This is a genomic window from Herbaspirillum sp. RV1423 (assembly GCF_000577615.1).
Lineage (GTDB): Bacteria > Pseudomonadota > Gammaproteobacteria > Burkholderiales > Burkholderiaceae_D > Herbaspirillum.
In genome coordinates, this window is sequence record NZ_CBXX010000014.1 from 92,701 (window position 1) to 119,529 (window position 26,829).

General features: G+C 61.3%; 27 protein-coding genes. 17 read left to right on the top strand and 10 right to left on the bottom strand.

Going from position 1 to position 26,829, the window contains the following annotated elements; translation table 11 throughout:
- Positions 1–45: 45 nt before the first annotated feature.
- The 5 genes from otnI to RV1423_RS14950 form a co-directional block, all read right to left on the bottom strand.
- On the bottom strand, positions 46–852 hold the full coding sequence (gene otnI / locus RV1423_RS14930; protein ID WP_034298100.1) for a 2-oxo-tetronate isomerase: 807 nt from the start codon (positions 850–852) through the stop codon (positions 46–48).
- 115 nt (positions 853–967) lie between these two features.
- Positions 968–1,606 carry an aldolase gene (locus RV1423_RS14935; RefSeq protein WP_034298030.1) on the bottom strand — a complete coding sequence of 213 codons (639 nt, stop codon included), beginning with the start codon at positions 1,604–1,606 and terminating at the stop codon, positions 968–970.
- Positions 1,603–2,886 carry a 3-oxo-tetronate kinase gene (gene otnK, locus RV1423_RS14940; RefSeq protein ID WP_034298032.1) on the bottom strand — a complete coding sequence of 428 codons (1,284 nt, stop codon included), beginning with the start codon at positions 2,884–2,886 and terminating at the stop codon, positions 1,603–1,605. The genes RV1423_RS14935 and otnK overlap by 4 nt, the downstream gene beginning before the upstream one ends.
- A gap of 36 nt (positions 2,887–2,922) precedes the next feature.
- Entirely contained in the window at positions 2,923–3,906 is a 984-nt protein-coding gene (gene ltnD / locus RV1423_RS14945) for an L-threonate dehydrogenase (RefSeq protein ID WP_373419966.1), read from the bottom strand.
- A complete protein-coding gene (locus RV1423_RS14950; protein ID WP_034298036.1) occupies positions 3,891–4,586 on the bottom strand; it encodes a FadR/GntR family transcriptional regulator in 696 nt (231 codons plus the stop codon). The genes ltnD and RV1423_RS14950 overlap by 16 nt, the downstream gene beginning before the upstream one ends.
- Positions 4,587–4,890: 304 nt before the next feature.
- Between RV1423_RS14950 and RV1423_RS14955 the strand changes: the two genes are divergently transcribed.
- The 6 genes from RV1423_RS14955 to RV1423_RS14980 all read left to right on the top strand — a co-directional run bounded on the left by RV1423_RS14955 (position 4,891) and on the right by RV1423_RS14980 (position 9,892).
- On the top strand, positions 4,891–5,874 hold the full coding sequence (locus tag RV1423_RS14955) for a 5'-nucleotidase (RefSeq protein ID WP_034298039.1): 984 nt from the start codon (positions 4,891–4,893) through the stop codon (positions 5,872–5,874).
- A 246-nt stretch (positions 5,875–6,120) separates the two neighbouring features.
- Positions 6,121–6,915, top strand: a complete 795-nt coding sequence (locus RV1423_RS14960) for a GntR family transcriptional regulator (protein ID WP_034298041.1) — start codon at positions 6,121–6,123, stop codon at positions 6,913–6,915.
- Between the two features lie 2 nt (positions 6,916–6,917).
- Positions 6,918–7,700, top strand: coding sequence for a transporter substrate-binding domain-containing protein (locus RV1423_RS14965; protein ID WP_034298044.1), 783 nt, complete (start codon positions 6,918–6,920; stop codon positions 7,698–7,700).
- 158 nt (positions 7,701–7,858) lie between these two features.
- The gene (locus tag RV1423_RS14970) at positions 7,859–8,530 is read left to right on the top strand and encodes an amino acid ABC transporter permease (RefSeq protein WP_034298048.1); all 672 of its coding nucleotides are present in this window, start codon (positions 7,859–7,861) and stop codon (positions 8,528–8,530) included.
- On the top strand, positions 8,527–9,183 hold the full coding sequence (locus tag RV1423_RS14975; protein WP_034298050.1) for an amino acid ABC transporter permease: 657 nt from the start codon (positions 8,527–8,529) through the stop codon (positions 9,181–9,183). The genes RV1423_RS14970 and RV1423_RS14975 overlap by 4 nt, the downstream gene beginning before the upstream one ends.
- The gene (locus RV1423_RS14980) at positions 9,164–9,892 is read left to right on the top strand and encodes an amino acid ABC transporter ATP-binding protein (protein WP_034298053.1); all 729 of its coding nucleotides are present in this window, start codon (positions 9,164–9,166) and stop codon (positions 9,890–9,892) included. Before RV1423_RS14975 ends, RV1423_RS14980 begins: the two co-directional genes overlap by 20 nt.
- A gap of 114 nt (positions 9,893–10,006) precedes the next feature.
- On the opposite strand, the gene RV1423_RS14985 is transcribed toward RV1423_RS14980, so the two are convergent.
- Positions 10,007–10,552: a hypothetical protein gene (locus tag RV1423_RS14985; protein ID WP_034298055.1), complete on the bottom strand. Its 546-nt coding sequence runs from the start codon at positions 10,550–10,552 to the stop codon at positions 10,007–10,009.
- A 243-nt stretch (positions 10,553–10,795) separates the two neighbouring features.
- On the opposite strand from RV1423_RS14985, the gene RV1423_RS14990 reads away from it, so the two are divergent.
- Complete coding sequence (locus RV1423_RS14990; RefSeq protein WP_034298057.1) at positions 10,796–11,848, top strand: adenosine deaminase; 1,053 nt, start codon at positions 10,796–10,798, stop codon at positions 11,846–11,848.
- An 86-nt stretch (positions 11,849–11,934) separates the two neighbouring features.
- Here the strand turns inward: RV1423_RS14990 and RV1423_RS14995 are convergent, their stop codons facing one another.
- The gene (locus RV1423_RS14995; RefSeq protein WP_034298059.1) at positions 11,935–13,200 is read right to left on the bottom strand and encodes a M20/M25/M40 family metallo-hydrolase; all 1,266 of its coding nucleotides are present in this window, start codon (positions 13,198–13,200) and stop codon (positions 11,935–11,937) included.
- An 83-nt stretch (positions 13,201–13,283) separates the two neighbouring features.
- On the opposite strand from RV1423_RS14995, the gene RV1423_RS29845 reads away from it, so the two are divergent.
- From RV1423_RS29845 to puuE, 3 genes are all read left to right on the top strand, one after another.
- The gene (locus RV1423_RS29845) at positions 13,284–13,709 is read left to right on the top strand and encodes a hypothetical protein (protein WP_155835115.1); all 426 of its coding nucleotides are present in this window, start codon (positions 13,284–13,286) and stop codon (positions 13,707–13,709) included.
- Positions 13,702–14,433: a GntR family transcriptional regulator gene (locus RV1423_RS15000; RefSeq protein WP_034298061.1), complete on the top strand. Its 732-nt coding sequence runs from the start codon at positions 13,702–13,704 to the stop codon at positions 14,431–14,433. The genes RV1423_RS29845 and RV1423_RS15000 overlap by 8 nt, the downstream gene beginning before the upstream one ends.
- Positions 14,434–14,533: 100 nt before the next feature.
- Complete coding sequence (puuE, locus tag RV1423_RS15005) at positions 14,534–15,463, top strand: allantoinase PuuE (protein ID WP_034298063.1); 930 nt, start codon at positions 14,534–14,536, stop codon at positions 15,461–15,463.
- Positions 15,464–15,536: 73 nt separating this feature from the next.
- Here the strand turns inward: puuE and RV1423_RS15010 are convergent, their stop codons facing one another.
- The 3 genes from RV1423_RS15010 to RV1423_RS30380 form a co-directional block, all read right to left on the bottom strand.
- Positions 15,537–16,739, bottom strand: coding sequence for a urate hydroxylase PuuD (locus RV1423_RS15010; RefSeq protein WP_034298066.1), 1,203 nt, complete (start codon positions 16,737–16,739; stop codon positions 15,537–15,539).
- 425 nt (positions 16,740–17,164) lie between these two features.
- On the bottom strand, positions 17,165–18,001 hold the full coding sequence (locus tag RV1423_RS15015) for an outer envelope protein (RefSeq protein WP_034298069.1): 837 nt from the start codon (positions 17,999–18,001) through the stop codon (positions 17,165–17,167).
- A 20-nt stretch (positions 18,002–18,021) separates the two neighbouring features.
- Positions 18,022–18,429, bottom strand: coding sequence for a hypothetical protein (locus RV1423_RS30380; RefSeq protein ID WP_197034944.1), 408 nt, complete (start codon positions 18,427–18,429; stop codon positions 18,022–18,024).
- Positions 18,430–18,693: 264 nt separating this feature from the next.
- Here RV1423_RS30380 and RV1423_RS15020 point away from each other — a divergent pair, with 264 nt between their 5' ends.
- The 7 genes from RV1423_RS15020 (at position 18,694) to RV1423_RS15050 (ending at position 26,351) form a co-directional block, all read left to right on the top strand.
- A complete protein-coding gene (locus tag RV1423_RS15020; protein WP_034298102.1) occupies positions 18,694–19,725 on the top strand; it encodes an ABC transporter substrate-binding protein in 1,032 nt (343 codons plus the stop codon).
- A 20-nt stretch (positions 19,726–19,745) separates the two neighbouring features.
- Positions 19,746–20,531, top strand: a complete 786-nt coding sequence (locus tag RV1423_RS15025; RefSeq protein ID WP_034298071.1) for an ABC transporter ATP-binding protein — start codon at positions 19,746–19,748, stop codon at positions 20,529–20,531.
- Positions 20,532–20,554: 23 nt separating this feature from the next.
- Positions 20,555–21,334, top strand: coding sequence for an ABC transporter permease (locus tag RV1423_RS15030; protein ID WP_034298074.1), 780 nt, complete (start codon positions 20,555–20,557; stop codon positions 21,332–21,334).
- 113 nt (positions 21,335–21,447) lie between these two features.
- A complete protein-coding gene (locus RV1423_RS15035) occupies positions 21,448–23,013 on the top strand; it encodes an ABC transporter ATP-binding protein (RefSeq protein ID WP_034298076.1) in 1,566 nt (521 codons plus the stop codon).
- Positions 23,006–24,106, top strand: coding sequence for an ABC transporter permease (locus RV1423_RS15040; RefSeq protein WP_034298078.1), 1,101 nt, complete (start codon positions 23,006–23,008; stop codon positions 24,104–24,106). Before RV1423_RS15035 ends, RV1423_RS15040 begins: the two co-directional genes overlap by 8 nt.
- A 117-nt stretch (positions 24,107–24,223) precedes the next feature.
- Positions 24,224–25,144 carry an ABC transporter permease gene (locus tag RV1423_RS15045; protein ID WP_034298081.1) on the top strand — a complete coding sequence of 307 codons (921 nt, stop codon included), beginning with the start codon at positions 24,224–24,226 and terminating at the stop codon, positions 25,142–25,144.
- Positions 25,145–25,211: 67 nt separating this feature from the next.
- Positions 25,212–26,351, top strand: coding sequence for a BMP family ABC transporter substrate-binding protein (locus tag RV1423_RS15050; RefSeq protein ID WP_034298084.1), 1,140 nt, complete (start codon positions 25,212–25,214; stop codon positions 26,349–26,351).
- The last annotated feature ends 478 nt before the right edge of the window (positions 26,352–26,829 follow it).

A 26,829-nucleotide genomic window follows, 5' to 3' on the forward strand; every position in this document is an offset into this window, starting at 1 on the left:
CCGTTCCGTCAGGAACCGCCCGCTTTTCGTTGCCGCGACAAGTGCTTAACGCGGTTTCAACTCAGTGAGTCCTTGCGCCGCCAGCGCCTTGAGCCAGCCGAGGCCGGCCGAAGTCGCCGCCGCCGGCACATATTCGCAACCAATCCAGCCCTTGTAACCCAGTTCGTCGATCAGCTTGAGCAGATACGGATAATTCAGTTCGCCGATGTCCGGCTCATGGCGTTCCGGCACGCCGGCGATCTGGATGTGGCCGACGCCCGCCATGTCGCGCTTGAGCTTGACGGCGACGTCGCCCTCGACGATCTGGCAGTGGTAGCAGTCGAACTGCACCTTGAGGTTCTCCGCGCCGATCTCCGCGCAGATGGCTTGCGCATCATCCTGGCGATTGAGGAAAAAACCGGGGATGTTGCGCGTGTTGATCGGTTCGATGACCACGGTCACGCCGGCCGATTCGGCCTGGTGCGCGGCATACGACAAGTTGTCCATGTACACGGCGCGATGCTTCGCGCGGTCCTGTTCGGGACGGATCAGGCCGGCCATGAGATGCAACGTCTTGTTGCCGATCACCTTGGTGTAGCGAAGCGCGGTTTCCACGCTGCGCTTGAATTCGTCTTCGCGGCCCGGCAGCGAAGCGATGCCGCGTTCGCCGGCCGCCCAGTCTCCCGGCGGCGCATTGAACAGCGCTTGCGTCAGGCCGTGCGCGTCGAGACGCGACCTGATGTCTTCCGCCTGGAAATCGTAAGGAAACAGGAACTCGACGCCGCTGAAACCGTCTTTGGCGGCAGCGGCGAAGCGATCGAGAAAGGCATGCTCGTTGTACATCATGCTCAGGTTGGCGGCGAAGCGCAGCATTGTGATCTCCTTGGGATGATGGTGCGCGCCGCGATGGCGGCGCGCACCGGACAAGTTTATTTGCGAACCTTATTGTTCACCGGTTCCGGTGGATTGATCGCGGCCATACGCAAACCTACCAGCGCGCCTTGAACACCTCGCGCAGTTCCTTGAGCGCCGCCTCGTCCAGAGGCGCGATGTCGCCGCCGGCCAGATGCCACAGCTTGGCGGTTTCTTCCAGTTCTTCCAGCGCATGCGCGGCCCTGGACACCGAACCTTCCCAGACCACCGGACCGAGACGTTCGAGCAGCACCCCGCGCACGCTGGCGGCCAGCTTCCCGATCTGTTCGGCCACCAGCGGATCGCCGGGACGGCGATAGGAAATCAGCGGAACATGGCCGACCTTCATCACGTAATACGGCGTGATCGGCGGCAGCACATCGTCCTGCGACCACACGCCGCTGATGGTCAGCTTGACCAGGTAGGTCGAATGCGTATGGATGACGGCGTGCATCTCCGGATTGTTGTCGTAGACCATGCGATGCAGCACCAGCGTCTTGGACGGCTTGGCTCCCGATACCCAGTTGCCGCCCGCGTCGACTTTGGCGATTGCAGCCGGATCGAGGAAGCCCAGACAAGCGTCGGTCGGCGTAATCAGCCATCCGTCATCGAGACGCGCGCTGATGTTGCCGGCTGTCCCGACGGTATAGCCGCGCTGGTACAGGCTGGCGCCGATGCGGCAAATTTCTTCGCGCAGTTGGATTTCCTTGTTCATGCTTTGGCCCCGCCGAGGAAGCGCAGGGCCTTCTCGAAGAAATCGACGCCGCCGAAATTGCCCGACTTGAGCGCCAGCGCCAGCGGCTGTTCATCCAGCGTCGCCGTCGCCGGCACGCCCGGATCGATCTGCGGCCCGATGCGCAGCGCGCGCACGTCGAGCGCCTGCACCACCGCACCGGAAGTCTCGCCGCCGGCCACCACGAAACGGCGCACGCCGCGTTCGCGCAAAGCGCGGGCGATCTCGGCCAGCGCCTGCTCGACCAGATGGCCGGCCTTGGCGACGCCCAGTTCCTTTTGCACCGACTTCACTTCGTCGGGCGTTGCGGTGGCATAGATCAGCACCGGCTCTTTCCCGATATGTTCATCGGCGAACGCCAGCGCCTGCGCCACCACCGCTTCGCCGCGCGCCAACGCCAGCGGGTCGATGCGATAGGCGGGATGCTTGTGTTTCCATTCGGCGACCTGCGCGTTGGTGGCCTTGGAAGCGCTGCCGGCCAGCACCACCGACAAGCCGTCGACCTTGGGCAATTGCGCCGCTTCGTCCGCGGCGTGCAGCAAGCCGGCGCGGCGGAAGTTCTCCGGCAGGCCGAGCGCGATGCCCGAGCCGCCGGTGAGCAGTTTCAATTCCGCGCAGGCTTCGCCCAGCGCATGCAGATCGCGGTCGGACACCGCATCGGCGATCGCCATCTTCACGCCGTCGCTGCGCAATGCAGTGAAACGCTCGCCGATCGCTGCAACCCCTTTGGCGACAGTGTCGTAACGCACCAGCCCGACCTTGGATGCGGTCTGGCGCTGCAACACGCGCACCAGGTTGGCGTCGGTCATCGGCGTCAGCGGATGATTCTCCATGCCGGATTCATTGAGCAGCACGTCGCCGACGAACAGGTAGCCGCGATAAATGGTGCGGCCATTTTCCGGAAAAGCCGGACAGGCGATGGTGAAGTCGGCGCCCAGCTCCTTGAGCAGCGCGTCGGTAACCTGGCCGATGTTGCCGGCGTCGGTGGAGTCGAAGGTCGAGCAATACTTGAAAAAGAATTGCGTGCAGCCTTGCTGTTGCAGCCAGCGCAAAGCGGCCAGCGATTGCTCGACCGCTTCGGCGGCGGGGATGGTGCGTGACTTCAGCGCCAGCACCAGCGCATCGGCCGCGACTGCCGGCATCCGTTCGGGAATGCCGATGGTTTGCACGGTACGCATGCCGCCGCGCACCAGCATGTTGGCGAGATCGGTGGCGCCGGTGAAATCGTCGGCGATGCAACCGAGCAGAGGTTTGGTATTCATGGTCTTGCTCCGAAAGCGGGTCGATTGACGGGTCTGTTACTGGTTCGGCGACGGCAGGTCGATGCCGGGGAAAATCTTGATCACAGCCGAGTCGTCTTCGCCGCCATGTCCGGCGGTCGAGGCCATCATGAACATCTGGTGCGCGGCGGCCGACAGCGGCAGCGGGAATTTGCTGCGGCGCGCGGTGTCGAGCACCAGCCCCAGATCCTTGACGAAAATATCCACCGCCGACAGCGGCGTGTAATCGCCGTTGAGGATATGCGGCACACGGTTTTCAAACATCCACGAATTGCCCGCGCTGTGCGTGATCACCTCGTACAGCGCAGCGGGGTCGACGCCTTCGCGCAAGCCCAATGCCATCGCTTCCGCCGAGGCGGCGATATGTACGCCGGCCAGCAACTGGTTGATGATCTTGACCTTGGAGCCGATGCCGTGCGTGTCGCCCAGGCGATAGACCTTGCCGGCCATACCCCTCAACACGTCTTCGATTCCGGCATAAACCTCGGCGGGGCCGGAAGTCATCATCGTCATCTCCCCCGATGCGGCGCGCGCCGCGCCCCCCGACACCGGTGCATCCAGCATGAGCAATCCCTTTTCGGCAAGGCGCTGGGCGAGCGCAATCGCAAAATCCGGCGCGACGGTGGCGCTGGAAATCACCACGCTGCCCGGCTTCAAGGTTGCAGCCGCGCCATTCTCGCCGAACAGCACGGTCTCGGTTTGCGCCCCGTTGACCACCAGCGTGACGATCACGTCGACAGCCTTGCCCATCTCGGCCGGACTGGCGCAGGCGACGCCGCCTTCCGCCGCAAACCTGTCGAGCACCTCCTTGCGCACGTCGCAAGCGTGCACATTGAAACCCGCCCGCAGCAGGGAGCGGGCAACACCCAGGCCCATCGCGCCTAGACCGATCACACCTATATTTCTGGACATTCTCGACTCCGATGATTGCGGCGGCGTTGACTGCGAACCGGTCGGTTCGACACGCGTCGCCTGGTTGGAAATGATCAGGCCTGGCTCAATCGCCGTGCCGCGTTAAACATATGCGTCTGCGCCGCAGCGCGCGCCGCCATCTCGTCGCCGGCGCGAATCGCCGCGACGATGGCCTCGTGCTCTTCGCGCACCTGGCGCGAGAAATCATCGCGCCGCGCTTCATTGCCGCGCGTGACCGTGGTTGCCGCTTCCAGATACTGGCTCAGGAATTCCAGCGTCTTGATGAAATACGGATTGCGCGTGGCCACCGCCAGCGCGCGGTGAAACGCCACATCGGCGGCAACACCGTCGCCGCCTTCCCGGACATCCTGGCCGATGCGCGCCAATGCCGCGTCGATCGCCACCATGTCGGCGTCGGTGCGGCGCTTGGCGGCCTGCGCCGCGACTTCGGCTTCGATGGCGCGACGCAACTCGACGATCTGCAAGACCGCGTCGGGAGAACTGACTTCAGTGTAGTCGATGCGTAGCGGCTTGATGCCAGCCTGCTCGGTCACGAACACGCCGCTGCCCTGGCGCGGCTCGACCACGCCTTCGTTCTTGAGCCGCGAGATCGCTTCGCGCACCACCGTGCGGCTGACGCCGAACTCCCGCGCCAATACCGCTTCGGTCGGCAGCTTGCCGCCGCGCGGGAACGCGCCGAGGTCGATTTTCTCCAGCAATTGCCGCGCAACCGTGTCGCTCAGCGCCTGCACCGGGATTTTCTGGAACATGCTGTCTCTGGATGTTTTCATTAAATTGTCCGGTCATCATACAAATTTATGCGACGTCGTGCAATCCGTCGCCGCAAAATACTTTCAGGCATTGCCTGACAAAGAAACAAGGAAATTGACGGCTCTTGACGGAGATAAGGTGTAAATGACGACAGCAAAGAGCGGCATCCTTGGTCATAGCGATTGCCTATGCGACGAAATCGCTGCGAAACCGTATCTGTGGCACACTGCACGCATCCGATCTTATAGAACTCATTTCATCGATAGAAGCGGGATGCGTTCTAACAAATACTGTTTATAAAACATGGCCTACGATCTTTCCGGCATGCTGGTCATCGGCATTTCCTCGCGCGCGCTGTTCGACCTCGAGCACGAAAATGCCATCTTCGACAATGAAGGCGTGGCGGCCTATACCGCCTATCAGCGCGAACATGAAAACGATCCGCTGCTGCCCGGCACGGCTTTTCCGCTGGTCAAGGCGCTGCTCAAGCTGAACCACCTGATCCCCGGCCGCCGCCTGGTGGAAGTGGTGGTCATCTCGCGCAACACGCCCGACACCGGCCTGCGCGCCTTCAACGCCATCGAAGCGCACAAGCTCGACATCAGCCGCGCGGCTTTCACCGGCGGCGAGCCGATCGTGCATTATCTGGAAGCCTTCAAGATCGACCTGTTCCTGTCGCGCGAAAAAAGCGATGTGCAGGACGCCATCGACGGCGGCGTCGCAGCGGCCCAGTTGTATACCGCGCCGACCAACTACGTCGCCCCGGAAAACCAGATCCGCATTGCCTTCGACGGCGACGCCGTGTTGTTTTCGCCGGAATCGGAACGCATCTACGCCGAAAAGGGACTGGAAGCCTTCGTCCGCCACGAACAGCGCCACCGCAACAAGGCCATGAAGGAAGGCCCGCTGGCCAAGCTGCTGTTCGCGCTGTCGGAAATCCAGAAACAGTTCACGCCCGAAACCTGCCCGGTGCGCATCGCCATCGTCACCGCGCGCAACAGCCCGGCGCACAAGCGCGTGATCCACACGCTGCGCACCTGGAACGTGACGGTGGACGAAGCGTTCTTCCTCGGCGGCCTGCCCAAGGCGGATGTGCTGCATGCTTTCGGCGCGCACATGTTCTTTGACGATCAGGAAGGCCATGTGCAACTGGCCTCTGCGGTGGTGCCTTCGGGCCGCGTGCCGTATGAAGGCGGCACGCTGGGCGGCCGCATCGTGCGCAAACCGGCCAAACCGCCGGTAGCCCCGGCCGACAGCGAAACGCCGCTGGAGACATCGAAGAACTAGGGCAAATAGAAACAAAGAGCCGCCCGGCAATGCGTTTTTATCGTGAACTGGTATACAAGATGCACCATTCCGGTGATTGCCTCCGATCCAGATTGAATCGGCGCCAAAGCCATACCAGTTCTGCAATCTAGTCCCGAGCCCCAGCCACGCTGGCCCTGCAGCATTTTCCTCTTTGAGGCAAGATGCACCCTTTCCGCACGTCAATCTTGTATATCAGACTGGCATACATATTGCTCAGATGATGGCATGAGCACCGACGCCATCAAATCCTCGATCCAGATCGCCAGCCGCATCATGGAAGCGATCCTCGCCAAGCAGCTTGCCCCCGGCACGCGGCTGGGCGAGCAGCAACTGTCGACGCTGTTCGGGGTGAGCCGCACGTTGGTGCGCGAAGCGCTGACGCGCCTGGTCACGCGCGGCATCGTCACGGTCAGTGCCCGACGCGGCTGGTTCGTCATCGAGCCGTCGCCGAGCGACGCGCGCGAAGCCTTCGAAGCGCGCCGTGTGATCGAACTCGGCCTATTGCGCCATGCGCGCCCGATCACCGAAGCCGCCATCCGGCAACTGCGCGACCATATCGAGCGAGAACAAGCCGCCATCGAGGGCGACGACGTCGGCGCGCGCAGCTACCTGCTCGGCGATTTCCACGTCTGCCTGTGCGAATGCCTGGGCAACACGCTGCTGTCGGACACCCTGCGCGACCTCACCGCGCGCACCACCTTGACCGCCATGCTGCATCAGTCGTCGGAGCAGGCCGAAGACTCCTGCTCCGAACACGTGCATATCGTCGCGGCGCTGGAGCGCGGCGACCTGGCGGCGGCGGAACAATTGATGCATGAACACCTGCGGCACGTCGAAGCCGGCCTCAACAAAGCCGGCATCAACGATCCGCTGGCGCCGCTGCGGCAGGCGCTGGCGCCGGTTTCCGCAGTCGGCAATCCTTTTGTAGCAAGTGCGAAACGCAAGAAGCCAGCTTCGCGTTCCGTTGAAAAATCGGCTGCGACAGCCATTCCTCTTACTTCATCTCAACCTGGAGAATAATGATGAAATTATCCAAACTTCTGCTTGGCCTGATGGCTGGCGCGCTGCTGATTTCCGCTTCCGCCGCGCGCGCCGACGCGCTGGACGATATCCAGAAAAACGGCGTGCTGCGCGTGGCCGTACCGCAAGACTTCCCGCCGTTCGGTTCGGTCACCGCCGACCTCAAGCCGCAGGGCCTGGACATCGACGTCGCCACGCTGATCGCCAAGAAGATCGGCGTCAAGGTCGAACTGATCCCGGTCACCAGCGCCAACCGTGTGCCTTACCTGCAAACCAAGAAGGTCGACCTGGTCATTTCCAGCATGGGCAAGAATGCCGAGCGTGAAAAAGTGATCGACTTCTCGGCGGCCTACGCGCCCTTCTTCAACGGCGTGTTCGGTCCGGCCGACCAGAAGGTCAGCGGCCCCGCCGACCTGGCCGGCAAGACCATCGGCGTCACGCGCGGTTCAGTGGAAGACCTGGAACTCTCCAAGATCGCTCCGGCGGGCGCCACCATCAAACGCTATGAAGACAACAACGGCACCATCAGCTCGTTCCTGTCGAACCAGGTGCAACTGGTCGCGACCGGCAACGTGATCGCCGCCGCCATCATCGCCAAGAACCCGCCGAAGAAGCCTGAAACCAAGTTCCTGATCAAGGACTCGCCATGCTTCATCGGCCTGAACAAGGATGAGAAGAAGCTGCAGGACAAGGTCAACGCCATCCTCGCCGACATCAAGAAGGACGGCGAACTGAGCGCGCTGACCGTGAAGTGGCTGGGCCTGCCGCTGCCGGCCAACCTGTGATTAAGTAACGACACTGGGTCCCGGCTTGCGCCGGGATGACGGCAAAATGACATCCTTGTTATCGCAAAAAATACCATCGTCCCGGCGCAAGCCGGAACCCATTCACTTGCAATCTGAATTGATCAACGCCGACAACCATTTTCAGAAAATGAATCCATATGGCCTATCACTTTGATTTCCTGTCGGCGTTCGACTATACCGACGTGCTGGTCAAGGGCGTACTGACGACGATCGAGCTGATCGCCGTAGGCGGCGTCATTGGCATTGCCGTCGGCATTTTCGGCGCCTGGGCGCGTACCCAGGGGCCGCGCTGGCTCAAGCCCATCGTCAGCGCCTACGTCGAGCTGGTCCGCAACACGCCGTTCCTGGTGCAACTGTTCTTCATCTTCTTCGGCTTGCCCAGCCTGGGCATACAGATCAGCGAAATGCAGGCGGCCATCCTGACCATGGTCATCAATCTCGGCGCCTACAGCACCGAGATCATCCGCGCCGGCGTCAACGCGATTGCGCGCGGCCAGGTGGAAGCCGCGCTGAGCCTGTCGATGACGCGCGTGCAGGTGTTCCGCCACATCATCCTGCGCCCGGCGCTGCAAAAAATCTGGCCGGCGCTGTCGAGCCAGGTCGTCATTGTGATGCTAGGTTCGGCGGTGTGTTCGCAGATCGCGGTGGAAGAACTGTCGTTCGCCGCCAACTTCATCCAGGGCCGTAATTTCCGCGCCTTCGAAGCATATCTGATCGCCACCGCCATTTACTTGCTGATGGCGATCCTGCTGCGCCTGTTGTTGCGCGTGATCGGCGACAAATTCATCTTTGCGCGGAGGGCGTCATGATTTCCTTTTCCTTGTGGGACATCGTCCGCAACTTGCTGCTGGCGGGACGCTGGACCGTGCTGCTGTCGCTGGCGACCTTCGCGCTGGGCGGCGTGGTCGGCATGATCATCCTGTTCGCGCGCATTTCCAAACGTCGCTTCCTGCAGCGTTCGGCCAAGCTGTATATCGAAGTGTTCCAGGGCACGCCGCTGCTGATGCAATTGTTCCTGATCTTCTTCGGCCTCGCGCTGTTCGGCATGGAAGTGCCGGCCTGGCTGGCGGCGGGGCTGGCGCTGACCTTGTGGAGCGCGTCCTTCCTCGCCGAAATCTGGCGCGGCTGCGTCGAGGCGATTCCGCGCGGCCAGTGGGAGGCATCTTCGGTGCTGGCCATGGGCCACATGCAACAGATGCGCCACATCATCCTGCCGCAAGCGCTCAGGATCGCGATTCCGCCGACCGTCGGCTTCGGCGTGCAGATCATCAAGGGCACCGCCGTGACCTCGATCATCGGCTTTGTCGAACTATCGAAGGCCGGCACCGTGATCACCAACGCCACCTTCGCGCCGTTCACCGTGTTTGCCGTCGTCGGACTTTTTTACTTTGTTCTGTGCTGGCCGCTGTCGAAGTACAGCCAATTCTTGGAAAGGAAATTCAATGCCGCTCATCGCCATTGAGGATGTCAAAAAACGCTACGGCGACAACGAAGTGCTCAAGGGCATCCGTCTCGCCGTCGACGCCGGGGAAGTCATCGCCATCATCGGCAAGAGCGGCTCCGGCAAAAGCACGCTGCTGCGCTGTATCAACGGACTGGAAACCATCGACGAAGGTTCGATCAGCGTGGCCGGCGCCTATCTCGGGCAAAGCGAGCTGGAACTGCGCACGCTGCGGCTGAAGGTCGGCATGATCTTCCAGCAGTTCAACCTGTTCCCGCACCTGAGCGTGGGCCGCAACGTGATGATCTCGCCGATGATCGTCAAGGGCATGCCGGAAGCGCAAGCGCGCGAACTGGCAAAGAAGAATCTGGAGCGCGTCGGCCTGGGCATGAAGTTCGATGCCTTCCCCGAGCAACTCTCCGGCGGCCAGCAACAACGCGTGGCGATTGCCCGCGCGCTGAGCATGCAGCCGCAGGCTTTGCTGTGCGACGAAATCACCTCGGCGCTCGATCCGGAACTGGTCAATGAAGTGCTGGCCGTGGTGCGCGGCCTGGCCGACGACGGCATGACGCTGCTGATGGTCACGCATGAAATGCGCTTTGCGCGCGAAGTCTGCGACCGCGTGGTCTTCATGCATCAGGGCAAGGTCCATGAAATCGGACCGCCGGAAGAATTGTTCACCAATCCGCAGACGCCGGAGTTGCAGCAATTCCTCGGCATGACGCATTGACGGCGCGACGGCGGAAACGAAAAAAAGCCTGAGCACACCACTCAGGCTTTTGATTCAGGCTTCTGACTCAGGGGGATTATGCGCACAAACGCGCACAACCGAGGCGATGCCGGTTCAACGTGAAATCTGGCAAACCTTCTGGCCGTTTTCGATGAACTGCACCGGCCCGGTGGTATAGCGTTCTTTGGGAATCTCGACCAGCAGGAAATCCTTGACCTCATAGGTCGCGCCCGAGCGCGGCTTGACGAAGCGATATTCCAGTTTCAGCACACCGCCCTTCATGGTCACCTTGTCGGCCGTGAATATCTGGCTGCGCTCGACGCTGTCCGGCGCCTGGATCACCCGCGTGGCCAGCAGCAACTGGCGGGTTTCAAAATAATCGGCCGATGGCGTCAGCGCCTGCCTGGTGCGCATGGTTGCGGCCGGTCGGAACCAGTAGTTCCAGTCGCTCTGGGAACGGATCAACGCGCACAGCACCGGCTGGTCCTTGTCGTCCCAGGTCTTTACAAAGCTTTGATAAGCGCTGCTTGGAATCGTCGAGAACGGCACCAGCGAGCTGTCTTCCTTCTTGTTCCAGAAAAACAGCGAGCAACCGGACAGCGCTGCCCCAACGCCCGCCAGCATGCTGCATGTCATCGTCGTCGCAATTATCTTTTTCATTCGTGATCCCGACCTGATTCTGTACCCATTCATTAACGGCATAGCATTAAAGCACGCCTCGCCGACAATCCGACGGATTTCATGAGAACTTTACATTTTTATTTTTCGCGTCGTCATGGCCTGCGGCTTGCATGCTTAGTCAACGCCGAACCGATTTAGTTTTCTCATCAGACGTTTTTTTTGGCTCTCTCCCGCTTTCTGAGAAAATACGCCATCGTTCCAGCACACACCCAAAGGTCAGCCATGAATACCTCCGCCACCCCGCCCCTGTCCGCCGAGATGCGCGCCTTCGTCGAGGCCTTGCCCAAGACCGAACTGCATCTGCACATCGAAGGCACGCTCGAGCCGGAACTGCTGTTCGCCCTGGCGCAACGCAACAAGATCGCGCTGCCCTATGCTTCGGTGGAAGCCCTGCGCGCCGCCTATGCCTTCACCGACCTGCAATCCTTCCTCGACCTCTACTACGCCGGCGCCAACGTGCTGCGCACCGAACAGGATTTCCACGACATGACCGCCGCTTACATCGAGCGCGCGCGCGCCGACAACGTGCGCCATGCCGAGATTTTCTTCGACCCGCAGACCCACACCGAGCGCGGCATCGGCATCGACGTGGTGTTCGCCGGCATTGCCCGCGCCTTGCGTGCAGCGCGCGACGAGCATGGTTTTTCCGGCGCCATGATCATGTCCTTCCTGCGCCATCTGTCGGAAGAGGACGCTTTCGCCACGCTGGAAGCCGCGCTGCCGCTGCGCGAGCAATACAAGGATTTGTGGAACGGCATCGGCCTGGACTCGTCCGAACGCGGCAATCCGCCGGAGAAATTCGCACGCGTATTCGCGCGCTGCAGGGAACTAGGCTTCCATCTGGTCGCCCATGCCGGCGAAGAGGGTCCGCCGGCATATGTGACCGGCGCGCTTGATGTACTCAAGGTGGAACGCATCGACCACGGCGTGCGCAGCGAAGAGGACCCGGCGTTGATGCAGCGCCTGGCGCGCGAAAAGATGCCGCTGACGGTATGTCCGCTGTCCAATCTGAAACTGTGCGTGGTGGACGATATGGCCAAGCACAACCTGGCGCGCCTGCTGCGCGCCGGACTCGCGGTCACGGTCAATTCCGACGACCCGGCCTACTTCGGCGGCTACATGAACGACAATTATCTCGCCGTCGCCTCGGCCCTGGCGCTCACCCGCGAGGAGATCGTGCAACTGGCGCGCAACGGCATCGATGCGAGCTTCCTGCCCGTCGCTGAAAAAGGCCGCCTGACGGCGGAACTGGATCGGTACGCTGCCGCGCATTGATTCCCGCACGGTTGTCGTCCTGACGAAAGTCAGGCCCCCGCGTCTTCCCGTCCGTTTTCACGACACCGGACCCCGGGCGCTGGCAATTACTGCAACAGTTCGCCCAGCGCCAGCGTCACCACCTTGGTCGCCTTCAGCAAGTCGTCGAGACGCAGGTTTTCATCGGAATTGTGTCCGCGCGCTTCCATCAGCGTGCGCGGCCCGGCGCCGTACAGGATCGTCGGGATGCCCCGCTTGGTGTAATGGCGCGCATCGGTATACAGCGGCACGCCATGCGCCGCCACCGGCTCGCCGAGTACCGCTTCGGCATTGCGTCGGAACGCGGCGATCAGTTTTTCCACGCCCGGCAGCTCGGCCAGCGGTTCGGCCAGCAGGATGCGCCGCACGCTGACTTCGATACCGGGATAAAGCGCCGCGGCGGCCTCAATGACACGGCGCAGCTCGCCTTCGGCGTCAAAGCCCGCCTCTTCCGGAATCATGCGGCGGTCCAGGCGGAACGTCGCCAGATCAGGCACCACATTGGTGTTGATGCCGCCCTTGATCAGGCCGACGTTGAGCGTGGCGTGATCGATGCCGCTGACCCCGGATTTCTTTTTCGCCAGTTCCGCACGATAGGCATACAACGCCTGCAGGATGCCGCTTGCCGCTTCGATGGCGTCGATGCCGGTATGCGGCATGGCGGCATGCGCCTGCCTGCCCTTGACCGTGACTTCCAGGTGCAGACAGCCGTTGTGAGCCGAAGTGATGCCGTAGGCAAAACCGGCCGAGACGGCATAATCGGGCTTGCTCAGGCCTTGCTCCAGTATCCATTTCGGGCCGATGTCGCCGCCGGCTTCTTCGTCGTAGGTGAATTGCAGCTCGATCGCGCCGTTTAGCGCAACGCCTTGTCGTTCGGCGGCGATCAAGGCCAGCAACGCCCAGGTGTAGGTGGCGAAGTCCGACTTCGACACCGCCACGCCGCGGCCGTACATCACCGGACCATGTTCCGGATCCTGCACGATCTCGCCGCCGTAGGGATCCTTGCTCCAGCCGAGGCCGGGCGGCACCACGTCGCCGTGGGCGTTGAGCGCGATGGTCGGGCCGCCGCTGCCGAAGCGCTTGCGCACGATCAGGTTGGTCGCCGACAGCATGCCGTTGGCCTTGACCAGCTCTGCCGGCACCACATGCGCCTCGACCTCAAAACCGAGTTGCTCCAGCAATTGTTGGACGCGCGCGCCATGAGCGGCGCAATCGCCGGGAGGATTATCGGAAGGAACGCGCACCAGTTCCTGCAGGAAACGGATTTGCGCGGCATGTTCCGTATCGAGGAAGGAAACGGCTGACTGCTGGAATGAAGCGGATGAAGACGGCATAAAGTGACCTGTGAAGAATAAGCGGTGTAGACGAGTAAAAGTATGCGCATGGTGAATGCGCGTGCAGCAAAAACGGCCGGTCCATGATTGTAGAAGAGTTGGGCCGCAAACGGTTGGCCGCTCCAGCCGCTCCGTCAATGACAAAATCGCGCGGCAAGTACGCTTCTTGCATAGGATGGAAAGTCGTCGTCAAAAAGCATGAGCAATGTCCGATGAAAAATACCAAAAAAAATTGTCAACAATCCAAGATGCGCCGATTTCTCTGGAAAAATCGCGCCCCCGATTGTCGGCAGGTCCGCCGCCGCATCGAAGAATCGCGTACACCGCATTTTTTCTCATGGTGCACTGCCTGGGCGATCGCACCGTTTTTGGTGCATAAACTCACCAATTTGTCGCAAATCAATTTATTTATTGTCGACAATATCGCTTGCCGGTATGACTCCTGCTCTGTTGCAAATGACCGTTCGTCCATCCAACCTCTGATGTCATCTACTGACCGCCATGACTAAACCAAGCAAGACATCCCGCTCTTTCCTGGCTTCGCAAACCACCGCCCGCGATCACTCGCCGGCCGTGGAAGAACGCATTTACCAGGACATCTACGACGCCATCATGGAACATCGCCTGCCGCCGCGCACCAAGCTCACAGAGCAGGTCCTGTGCCAGATTTACGATACCGCCCGGCATACCGTGCGCAAGGTGCTGTCGCGCCTGGCCGCGGAAGGCATGGTTGATCTCGAGGCCAACCGCGGCGCCTTCATCGCCAGTCCGTCCAACACCGAAGTGAAGGACATGTTCGAGCTGCGCAACATCATCGAATACGCGGTGCTCGACAAGGTCGGCCGCGAAGCCAGCACGCGCCAGATCGCCAGCCTGCGCAAAATGGTCGAGGAAGAGCGGCACTCCTACCTGACCGGCGACCGGCCGCGCTGGATCCGCCTGTCGGCGCAGTTTCACCTGGCGCTGGCTGAACTGACCGGCAATACCCTGCTGGTCGAAACCCTGCGCAAGCTGGTCTCGCGCACCACGCTGATGATCGCCAAGACCGAAGCGCCGGGACACAACGCCTGCTCCTTCGACGAGCACGATACCGTGCTCGCGGCGCTGGAAAGTGGCGACGTCGCGCTGGCGCAGGAGCACATGGCACACCATTTGCACTTGTGTGAAGACCGCGTTCGTCCCGATGACACCGATCACTTTGATTTGCGTTCGGTGTTGGGCAAAAGTGCGTGAGCGGCGACAGGGCGGGATGTCGTCGCGCCAGGCCTTTGACACGCTGCAACGCGCCGAATGACAATGCCCGCCTGACCATATCCATCACCATAAAGAACACATGCAACAAGCAGACAATTATCCGCGCGACCTGATCGGCTACGGTCGCAACGTCCCTCACGCCAACTGGCCCGGACAAGCCAGGATCGCCGTGCAGTTCGTCCTGAACTATGAAGAAGGCGGCGAAAACTCCGTGCTGCACGGCGACCCGGCGTCGGAACAGTTCCTGTCCGAGATCATCGGCGCGGCCGCCTATCCGGCGCGCCACCTGTCGATGGAATCGATCTACGAATACGGCTCGCGCGTGGGCGTCTGGCGCATCCTGCGCGAATTCGAGAAACGCCGGTTGCCGCTGACCGTATTCGGCATCGCCATGGCCTTGCAGCGCCATCCGGAGGTGACGCAGGCGTTCATTGAACTGGGCCATGAGATCGCCTGCCACGGCCTGCGCTGGATCCATTACCAGAACGTCGATATCGACACCGAGCGCGAACACATGCGCGCCGCCGTCGAGATTTTCCGCAAGCTGACCGGGGTCGATCCGCAAGGCTGGTATACCGGCCGCGATTCGCCCAACACGCGGCAACTGGTGGTCGAGCACGGCGGCTTCGTCTACGACTCCGATTACTATGGCGACGACCTGCCGTTCTGGACCAAGGTCGCGTGCGCCGACGGCGCCCTGCAGCCGCATCTGGTGGTGCCTTACACGCTCGACAGCAACGACATGCGCTTCGCCACGCCGCAAGGCTTCAACACCGGCGAGCAGTTCTTCCAATACCTGAAGGACAGCTTCGACGTGCTGTACGCCGAAGGCGAAGAAACGCCAAGAATGCTGTCGGTCGGCATGCACTGCCGCCTGCTCGGCCGACCGGGACGCTTTGCAGCCTTGCAGCGTTTCCTCGACTACGTGCAATCGCATGAGCGCGTCTGGATCTGCCGCCGCATCGACATCGCCAATCACTGGCGCGAGCAGCATCCGTACCGGGGCTGACAAACTGGTCGCACAAAAACAAAAAGGCTGAACATTGCGTTCAGCCTTTTTTATCGCCCTTGCGGAATCTGTTTCATTCGCCCTTGGCGCCGGCCTCGAACCACTTGCCCAGCACCGCGCGTTCATCGTCGGTGATGTTGGTCATATTCCCGAGCGGCATGGCTTTCTGCACCACCGCCTGCTGGTAAATCTGCTGGGCATGTTGCAAGATGCCGTCCTTGCTGTCGAGCAGAATGCCCTTGCCCGGCACCGGCATGAGCGTCGGTTTGGCGGCATGGCATTGGATGCAGCGCGTCTCGACCACCTGCCGCGCCTGGGCGAACGACACCGTTGTCGCAACACCCTGCGCAGGCTGCAACGCCGACTTCGGCACAATCCAGAATGCCACGCCGGCCAGGATGACGACCGCCGCAGCCGGATATTGCCATTTGAAAACGCCCTTGTGCCTGAGCACGAAGAATTGCCGTATCAGCACGCCGGCCAGCATGATCAGCAACAGCACCAGCCAGTTGGCTGGCGCGCCGTAGGTCATGCTGTAGTGGTTCGACAGCATGGCGAAGATCACCGGCAGCGTGAAGTAGGTGTTGTGCACGCTGCGCTGCTTGCCGCGCTTGCCGTGGATGGGATCGGGACTCTGGCCGGCGCGCATCGACGCCACCATCTTGCGCTGGCCGGGAATGATCCAGAACAGCACGTTGGCGCTCATCACGGTCGCCAGCGACGCGCCGGTCATGAGGAAGGCCGCGCGCCCCGAAAACACATGGCAGGCCACCCATACAGCGACGATGACATACAAGGTGACCAGCACGCCGACCACGCGGTCGCCGCCCGGCTTGTCGCCGAACAGGCGGCAAATGGCGTCGTACACCAGCCAGCCGGCGACGAGGTAAGCCAGTGCCGCAAACACGGCGGCCGTGGCCGACATGTCGAGTACATGCTTGTCGACCAGGAAGGTCCCGGCGTTGAACAGGTAGAGCACCGAGAACAGTGCGAAGCCCGACAGCCAGGTGCTGTACGATTCCCAGAAAAACCAGTGCAGATTCCGGGGCAGCGTCTTCGGCGCCAGCAGATATTTTTGCGGATTGTAGAACCCGCCGCCATGCACCGCCCACAGTTCGCCGCCGACGCCCTTTTGCAGCAGTTCGGGATCGTCCGGTCTGGTCAGGCTGTTGTCGAGCCAGACGAAGTAGAACGACGAACCTATCCATGCAATTGCCGTGATGACATGCAGCCAGCGCAGCAAGAGATTGAGCCAGTCCAAGATGTACGCTTCCATGACGTTCCGCTTGTGAATTGGTTTGTAAATCTGGTTGTAAATTATTTATATCGTTAATCCGCCGGAGAGGATTTCAAAACAACATTGCCGACAATTTTTTCACTGCAGCCAGGTGGCGGCCTTGCTCCATATTTCCCTGCTAGCCTGCATTCCAGCGGTATCGCAGCACGCCTGTTTTAGTGCGCGCCATCACAATTGGTGCGGCGCCGGCACCATTTCATCACCACCGCGCACCACATTTGTTGACAAAATCCGATGCGCCTCCCGCCAATAAGGATGAGCATGAGGCATGCCAAGGACATTATCCGGCCAAATCATCAATAAAAAATGCCGGGTCAAAAAGGACCCGGCATCCAAGTTCCAACGGTGCCGCCGGAACTGAACGGCTTGTCGCGACGCCCACGCCAAGCCATCCGCAGAACCGATCAGAAATGATATTCAGCGCGGATCATCGGCGTCTTGGCCAACGAGCCGGGGACGTTATGGGGGTTGCCGAACTTGTTGCGCCAGTATTGGTATTCCAGGCCGACGCGGAACGTGTTCTTGCCCATGCCCAGCGGCATACCGACGTCATACATGATCTGGCCGTCGAAGTTCACCTCAGGCGCCGTGCCGCCGCCGAATTCGTTCTTGCCCTTGGCTGCGATGTAGTTCACATAGCCTTCGAACGCGAAGCCGCTGGTGCCAAATGGAATACCCCAGGCTGCGTTCAGCATCGGATGCGTGTCGTATGAATAGCGACTGGACATGCGCACGCCGTTGTTCAGCGGCTGGTTGCTTTCCCACAGCGCCAGCAAGCTGATGTTCAGGAAACCCGGCACATCCATCATCAATGTCGGACCGGCGACATACATGCGCTTGCGCGAGCTGTAACCGGGATCGTTCTTGGTGTTCCAGTCAAAACCCAGTGTGAAGCCAACGCCGCGCGCCGGGCCGAAGGACAGGTCCTTGCCGCTAATCTTGCCGATATCCAGCGTGTGGCGATAGACGATGTACGCTTCTTGCGCCTCGTTGTCCTTGCTGTCGGATGTCAGCAAATCGACGTTCAGGAAATTGGTGCCGTATTTATAACCGCTCGCGTGCGTGAAGTTGACCACTTTCTTGGAAATGTCCTGCGAATTGAATGGCTCCGCAAACTTGGTGCCGTAGCGAATACCAATCGAATTGTCCGACCAGTCGGCGGCGTTGGCCTGCATGCTGCCCATGGCCGATGCGGCCAGCACGGCGGTCGTCAAGCACATCCCCATTGCACTTTTCTTCATACGTTTCTCCCTTTTACATTTCACGAAAAATAAATCCGGATCCCATGCGCGCATCGTGCAATTCGTCGTGGGACAAACCGCAAACCGTTCATCCGATGACGCGCCTCCTTCATTTGCTCACCCATGTCAAACAAGGCCGGGCATATTGCAATCGACAGTTGCCGATGTTCAATCCGCCGGGTTCGATAATGCAAACGCCATGCCAGCAAAAAAGCGCCATATTGAAAATGTGTCGGCGATGCCAAGCGCGTCAAAAAGCCGACGCCAGGCGCTGCAATCGCAAGTCGCGTATGAGCACAGAGGGAAATGAGTTTTAGATTGTTGACAGAATGCGGAGGCGCGGCATCAGGATGGCTTTGTTCTATACCCCAGTCTTCATAAGGCTTACAAGCGCGTAAGAATACTGGATTTAGTGCGATCCTTTCCATGCAGGTGCAACCAAGCACCAAATTGTTGCAAATGATTTTTTAAATTGTCGACAAAATGATTGCCGTGAGAAAGTCGACAGCGCCACTACTTTTCCGCCATCGCCCGCCATCATCCTCGCGACGTCCGAAAGAGCTTTGTCGAGCACTCATGCGCTCTTGGCACAGTAAATGCTTTTCCAAGCACATCGTTTGCAAAACAAAACCGGGGGCATTGGCGACATTGCCAGTACTCCTGATCGCCAACCCATTGACAGGGATCGCTCCATGCCAGCCAAGAAACTGCTCAAATACACCGCCGCGCTGCTGCTCGGCGCCGCCTGCTCAAGCGCATTCGCGCAAGCCGCCAAGATCAAGTTCCAGCTCGACTGGCGCTTTGAAGGCCCGTCGGCGCTGTTCCTGGTGGCCCAGTCCAAAGGTTATTTCGCGCAGGAAAAACTGGATGTCACCATCGACGCCGGCAGCGGTTCGGGCAACGCCGTCAACCGCGTGGCTTCGGGCACCTACGACATGGGCTTCGCCGACATGGCGGCGCTGATGGAATTCACCGCCAACAATCCCAACTCGCCGGGCAAGCCGATGGCCGTGATGATGGTCTACAACGACACGCCGGCGGCGATCTTTTCGCTGAAGAAAACCGGCATCAAGACGCCGGCCGACCTGGTGGGCAAGAAGCTCGGCTCGCCGGTGTTCGACGCCGGCCGCCGCGGCTATCCGATCTTCGCCAAGGCCAACGGACTGGATGCTTCCAAAGCGAACTGGATCAGCATGGATCCGCCGCTGCGTGAAACCATGCTGGTGCGCGGCGACGTCGACGCCATCACCGGCTTCTATTTCACTTCGCTGCTGAACCTGAATGCGCGCGGCATCAAGGATCAGGACATCAATGTCATGCTGTATCCCGACTATGGCGTCAAGCTGTACGGCAACGCCATCATCGCCAACGAGAGCCTGATGAAGACCAATCCGGAAGCGCTCAAAGGTTTCCTACGCGCCTTCGCCAAGGCCACCAGGGATGTGCTGGCCAATCCCGAAGCGGCGATCAAAGTGCTCAAGGAACGCGACGGCCTGATCGACGAAAAACTGGAACTGCGCCGCCTCAAGCTGGCCATTTCCAGCGCCATCGCCACGCCGCATGCCAAAGCCGAAGGATTCGGGCAGATCGTCCTGCCGCGCCTGACGCTGATGGCTTCGCAAGTGTCCGACGCCTACGCTACCAAGACGCGCGTCAATCCCGACAAGATCTGGACCTCCGCTTTCCTGCCGTCCAAGGCCGAACTGAATGTCTTCGGGAAATAACATTGCGCGCTGAAACAACCATGAGCGACGCTTTCGTCGATTTCCGCCGCGTCTTCCTGTCCTACGACGGCTCCGACGAATTTGCGATCGAAGACATCTCCCTGCAGACGAAGCAGGGAGAATTCATCGCCATAGTCGGTCCGTCCGGCTGCGGCAAGTCGACCTTCATGAAGCTGGCGACCGGCCTGAAGCGTCCCACGCGCGGCAGCGTGGCCATCGCCGGGGCCGACGTTACCGGTCCGCTCAAGTTCGTCGGCATGGCTTTCCAGGCGCCGACCTTGCTGCCGTGGCGCACCACGCTCGACAACGTGCTGCTGCCTCTTGAAATCGTCGAGCCCTATCGCCGCGAGATCAAAAAAAACAAGGCGCAATATGTCGAGCGTGCGCTAAAGCTGCTGAAGACCGTCGGCCTCGACGGCTACGCCGACAGATTTCCGTGGCAACTGTCGGGCGGCATGCAGCAGCGCGCCTCGATCTGCCGCGCGCTGATCCATGAACCCAAGATGCTGCTGCTGGACGAACCGTTCGGCGCGCTCGACGCCTTCACGCGCGAAGAACTTTGGTGCGTGCTGCGCGACCTGTGGACCGAGCGCCGGTTCAACGTCATCCTGGTCACGCACGACCTGCGCGAAGCGGCTTTCCTGGCCGACACCATCTATGTGATGAGCAAGCGCCCAGGTCGCATCGTGGCGCGCAAGGAGAATCCGTTGCCGCGTCCGCGCGAGCTGGAACTGACTTACACCGATCCGTTCAACGCCCTGGTGCACGAGCTGCGCGAGCATATCGGCCGCGTGCGCAACACCTGAGAAATACCCGAGCGGAGACGAACATGAAAAAACCTTCCCATCTGAACAAAGCCGCGAAGACCTTGGCGCCCTGGCTGCTGCTGATCGCCATCCTGGTAATCTGGCAATTCATCTGCAGCGTGCTGGAAGTGTCCGAGTTCATCTTCCCGGCCCCGATGGCGATCATCGAAGCCATGATCGAATTCGCCGGGCCGATCGCGCACCACGCGCTCTCCACCTTCTGGGTCACCATGGTGGGTTTCGCCATCGCCGTGGCGGTGGGCGTGTCGCTGGGCGTCCTGATCGGCTCGTCGCCGATGCTGTACGCCGCCGCGTATCCGCTGATGACAGCCTTCAACGCATTGCCCAAGGCCGCCTTCGTGCCGGTGCTGGTGGTGTGGTTCGGCATCGGCGCCGGTCCGGCGATCCTGACGGCGTTTCTGATCTCGTTCTTCCCGATCATGGTCAACATCGCCACCGGCCTGGCGACGCTGGAGCCGGAACTGGAAGACGTCTTGCGCGTGCTCGGCGCGAAACGCCTGGACATCCTGCTCAAGGTCGGCCTGCCGCGCTCGCTGCCGTATTTCTTTGCCTCGCTGAAAGTCGCCATCACGCTGGCCTTCGTCGGTTCGACCGTGTCCGAGATGAATGCCTCCAACGAAGGTATCGGCTATCTGCTGGTGTCGGCCGGCTCGTCGATGAAGATGCCGCTGGCGTTCGCCGGCCTGGTGGTGATCGGCGCAATGGCCATGGCCATGTACGAACTGTTCGCGGTGATCGAAAAACGCACGACGCGCTGGGCCCACCGGGGCGGCAACAAATGAAGTATTTTTTGGACTTTTACGATTGTCGACAATTTGGCTATGGTAAATTCCGCTGAACATTTGAATAACCTGGAAGCGGCGTCGCGCCGCACGCTTTCTGCAAGGGGAAATCCGTGACCGCTACGTCGCCTTCGCGCCTGCAAATTGCGCACATCCGCAAGGCCTATCCAGGGGTATTGGCCAACGACGACATCAACCTGAGCGTCGCGCCCGGCGAGATCCACGCCGTGCTCGGCGAAAACGGCGCCGGCAAGTCGACGCTGATGAAGATCATCTTCGGCACCGTCAAACCCGATGCCGGCGACATCTACTGGAACGGCGAACCGGTGCACATCGCCAATCCGCACGTCGCGCGCAAACTCGGCATCGCGATGGTGTTCCAGCACTTCTCATTGTTCGACACGCTGACCGTGGCCGAAAACATCGCGCTCGGGCTGGAATCGGACACCGACATGCAGGATCTGGTGGCGCGCATCCGCCAGACCGGCGAAAAGTACGGCCTCGAACTGGAACCCAACCGCCATGTCCATACGCTGTCGGTGGGCGAACGCCAGCGCGTGGAAATCGTGCGCGCGCTGCTGACCAATCCGCAATTGCTGATTCTCGACGAGCCGACTTCGGTGCTGACGCCGCAGGCGGTCGAGAAGCTGTTCGTCACGCTGCGCAAGCTGGCCGACGAAGGCTGCAGCATTCTTTACATCAGCCACAAACTCGACGAAATCCGCGCGCTGTGCCACAGCGCCACCGTGATGCGCGGCGGCCGCGTGACCGGCAACTGCGATCCGCGCAATGAAACCAGCGCCGGCCTGTCGCGCATGATGATCGGCGACGAACTGGTGCGCCTGCATCGCGAACGCAATCCAGAGTCGCAACGCAACGAACGCAAGCTGCATGTCAACCGATTGTCGCTGCCCAAGGCGCATTTGTTTGCCACCGAACTCAAGGACATCGAGTGCGAGGTGCGCGCCGGCGAGATCGTCGGCATCGCCGGCGTGTCCGGCAACGGCCAGCAGGAATTGCTGGCCGCGCTGTCCGGCGAAGACCAGCGCGCCGCGCCCCACATGATCATGCTCGGCGACGCGGCGGTCGGCCATCTCGCCCCCAACCCGCGCCGCGCGCGCGGCCTCGGCCTGGTGCCGGAAGAACGCCTGGGCCGCGGCGCCGTGCCGACGCTGAGCCTGTCGGCCAACATGCTGCTGTCGCACCAGAAGCAACCCTACGTGAAGCACGGCATGATCGACTTCGGCTATACGCGCAAGATCGCCGCCTCCATCATCGAACGCTTCAAGGTGAAGGCGAGCGGCCCCGATGCGCTGGCCAAGAGTCTGTCCGGCGGCAACCTGCAGAAATTCATCGTCGGCCGCGAGATGGAACGCCGGCCCGGCGTCTTCATCGTCGCGCAGCCGACCTGGGGCGTCGATGTCGGCGCCGCCGCGCAAATCCACGCGGAAATCCTCGCATTGAAACAGGAGGGCTGCGCCGTGCTGGTGATCTCGGAAGAACTCGATGAATTGTTCGCGCTGTGCGATCGCCTGCATGTGATCGCCAAGGGCCGGTTGTCGCCGTCCATCTCCATCGAGCAGGCCACACGCGAGCAGGTCGGCCTGTGGATGAGCGGCTTGTGGCATGACGACGATCCCGAGGCGCCGAGCGCCGGGGCGGAGGCTGCCCATGCTTAACCCGGTTTTCACGTCCTTGCCGTTCCGCCTGGAGCTGCGCGGCACGCCGTCGCGCCGCATGACCTATCTGTCGCCGGTGATTGCCATCATTCTGACCCTGCTCCTCGGCGCGCTGCTGTTCATGGCGCTGGGCAAGGATCCGATTGCGGGACTCAAGGTATTCCTGGTCGATCCGTTCAGCAGCAGGCGCGCCATCAGCGAATTGCTGCTCAAATCGATTCCGCTGATCCTGTGTGCGCTCGGGTTGGCCGTGTGCTTCCGCGCCAGCATCTGGAACATCGGCGCTGAGGGCCAGTTCACCGTCGGCGCCTTGTGCGCGGGCGCGATGCTGGTGTGGATCGATGTGCCGGATCATGCCATCCCGGGCGGCGCCGGACTGATCCTGATGATCCTGGCCGGCGTGGTCGGCGGCGCGTTCTGGGCCGGCATCACGGCGCTCTTGCGCGACAAGTTCAACGCCAACGAAATCCTGGTGTCGCTGATGCTGACCTATGTCGCGCAACTGCTGCTGATGTATGCCGTCAACGGTCCGCTCAAGGATCCCAACGGCATGAACTTCCCGCAGTCGAAGGTGTTCTCGAGCGAGTTCATGCTGCCGATGCTGATGAGCGGCACGCGCCTGCACATCGGTTTCGCCGTCACCATCATCGCGGCGATCGTCATGGCGGTGTTCATGATGCGCAGCTTCCGCGGCTTTTCGCTGATGGTCGGCGGCGTGGCGCCGCATGCGGCGCGCTATGCCGGTTTCTCCAGCCGCAACGCCTTGTGGATGTCGCTGCTGATCTCGGGCGGTTTCGCTGGCCTGGCGGGCGCGTTTGAAATCGCCGGGCCGATCGGCCAGTTGTTGCCGTCAGTGTCGCCGGGCTACGGCTTCGCCGCGATCATCGTCGCCTTCATCGGACGCCTGCATCCGATCGGCGCGGTATTCGGCGGACTGATCATGTCGCTGCTGTACCTGGGCGGCGAGCTGGCGCAATCGCGCCTCGGCCTGCCGTCGGCGATCACCGGCGTGTTCCAGGGCATGCTGCTGTTCCTGCTGCTGGCCTGCGACACGCTGATCGATTATCGCCTGCGCTGGAAAAAACAAGGATGAGAGCGACTAACAAAACGCCGCTGGCGGTGTTGCTTCTCCTAGCCGTACTTTCGTACTGTCTTCGTCGGCGCGCCTTGCCATCGACGTTTTGTCAGCCGCTCTAAAGGAACACACGACATGGACCAACTCGCTCCTCTCATCGCGGCCTCGATCAATGCCGGTACGCCCTTGCTGCTGGCCGCCATCGGCCTGCTGATCAACGAACGCGCCGGCGTGCTCAACCTGGGCGCGGAAGGCATGATGCTGGTCGCGGCGATCGCCGGTTTTGCGGTCGGCTACACCACCAGGAGTCCGCTGCTGGGCTTCGCCGCGGGTGCTGTCTGCGGCATGCTGATGGCGACGCTGTTTTCGTGGCTGGCGCTGGTGCTGGCAACCAACCAGGTCGCCACCGGATTGGCGTTGTCGATTTTCGGCACGGGCTTGTCGGCCTTCATCGGCCAGCGTTTCGTCGGCCTGGCATTGCCTGCGCAAAGCGCCGGTATTCCCGGCCTCAACGGCATTCCTTTCGTCGGTCCGGCGTTTTTCAACCAGCACTGGATGAGTTATCTGGCGCTGCTGCTGTGCGCGGCGATCGGGTGGTTCCTGTACCGCACGCGCGCCGGCCTGATCCTGCGCGCGGTCGGCGAGTCGCCGGAGTCGGCCCATGCGCTGGGCTATTCGGTGCGCGGCATCCGCTTCGTCGCGCTGCTCTTCGGCGGCGCCTGCTGCGGCCTGGCCGGCGCTTATCTGTCGCTGGTCTATACGCCGATGTGGGTCGAAGGCCTGGTATCCGGGCGCGGCTGGATCGCGCTGGCGCTGACGGCATTTGCGACATGGCGTCCGGCACGCGTCTTACTGGGCTCCCTGCTGTTCGGCGGCGTGACTATCTTGCAGTTTTACCTGCAGGGCATCGGCGTGACGGTTCCGTCGCAGATCCTGTCGATGCTGCCGTATGTGGCGACCATCGTGGTGCTGGCGCTGATCTCGCGCAACCCCGACTGGATCCGCCTGAACATGCCGGCCTCGCTGGGCAAACCGTTCCGTCCGGGGGCATCGTGATTTTTTGCAGCCGCTTGTATCGTTCTTAATTTTTGCAAGTCCATCAACAACGCTTAGGGAGAAACACATGAAAATTTCGCGCAGAGCCTCGATTGCGATGCTCGCCACGCTGGCAGCCGCCGCACTGATCGGCTGCGGCAAAAAAGAAGAACCGGCTCCCGCGCCCGCCCCTGCGGCGGCTGCGCCGGCGCCTGCACCGGCTGAGCCGCTGAAGGTCGCCTTCGTCTATATCGGACCGGTCGGCGACGCCGGCTGGACCTTCGCGCACGACAAGGGCCGCAAGGCGGTCGAAGCCAAGTTCGGCGACAAGGTCAAGACCACCTTCGTCGAAAACGTCCCCGAATCGGCCGCCGACGCCGAACGCGTGATGCGCCAACTGGCCACCGACGGCAACAAGCTGATCTTCGGCACCACCTTCGGCTACATGGAAGCGATGCTGAAGGTCGCCAAGGAATTCCCGGACGTCAAGTTCGAACACGCCACCGGCTTCAAGACCGCCGACAACCTGGCGCAATACGACGTGCGCACGTATGAAGGCGCTTACCTGGCGGGCGTGGTCGCCGGCAAGATGAGCAAGTCCGGCAAGCTGGGCGTGGTCGCTTCGGTGCCGATTCCTGAAGTGGTGCGCAACATCGACGCCTTCACCATGGGCGCGCGTTCGATCAATCCGAAGGCGACCACCCGCGTGGTCTGGGTCAACAAGTGGTTCGATCCGGGCAAGGAACGTGAAGCCGCCACCACGCTGATCGGCCAGGGCGTCGACGTGCTGATGCAAAACACCGACTCCGCCGCCGTGGTGCAGACCGCGCAGGAAAAAGGCGTCTATGCATTCGGCTGGGACAGCGACATGACCAGCTTCGGTCCGAAGGCGCATCTGGCCGCATCGATGATCAACTGGGGCGTGTATTACACGGCGCGCGTGCAGGCTGTGCTGGACGGCAGTTGGAAGAGTTCCACCACCTGGATCGGCCTGAAGGAAAACGGCATCGACCTGGGCGGCTTCAATCCTGATCTGCCGGCCGACGTCAAGGCGCTGGTCGAAGAACGCAAGAAGGGCATCGCCGACGGTTCCGCGCCGATCTGGAAGGGTCCGATCAAGGACAACACCGGCAAGGAACAAGTCGCCAAGGATGCGGTTGCCGATGACGGCTTCCTGCATGGCATCAAGTTCTACGTCGAAGGCGTGGACGGCAAGGTGCCGGGTTAAGTATCAAGAACCGCGAGCTCGCCGTGTGATGGCTGGCTCGCGGAACTGACAGCACAACAGACCATCAGGCAATTCCAGTTATTCATCTCCTTCCCGTTGTCGCCCGTATTTAGCGACACGACAAAATTCACCTCCATTGACGGCGTCCAGAAAATGGATGCGTTGTTGCCCCCTCGAAGCAACGCACCACCTGTCCACCTGTGTGCCCGCCTCACATACGTATCACTTCCCCTTGTGAAAAACAACGATTAAGAAATCAATAAAATTTGATTTTTTAGGAATTATTCAAATTACATTCTTTTTGCATTCTTTGTTTATTCACAGTTAAACCAAACCTCATTAGCATGGCGAGCACTCCCTCTCGTAAAGGACACTCGCCATGCCCGATCTATTCAATCCCTCCCGCCTTGCAGCGCATCTCAAGACCCTCACCGGCCAGCAGCAATACCATGTGATCGTTCCCGGCACCGCCTCTGCG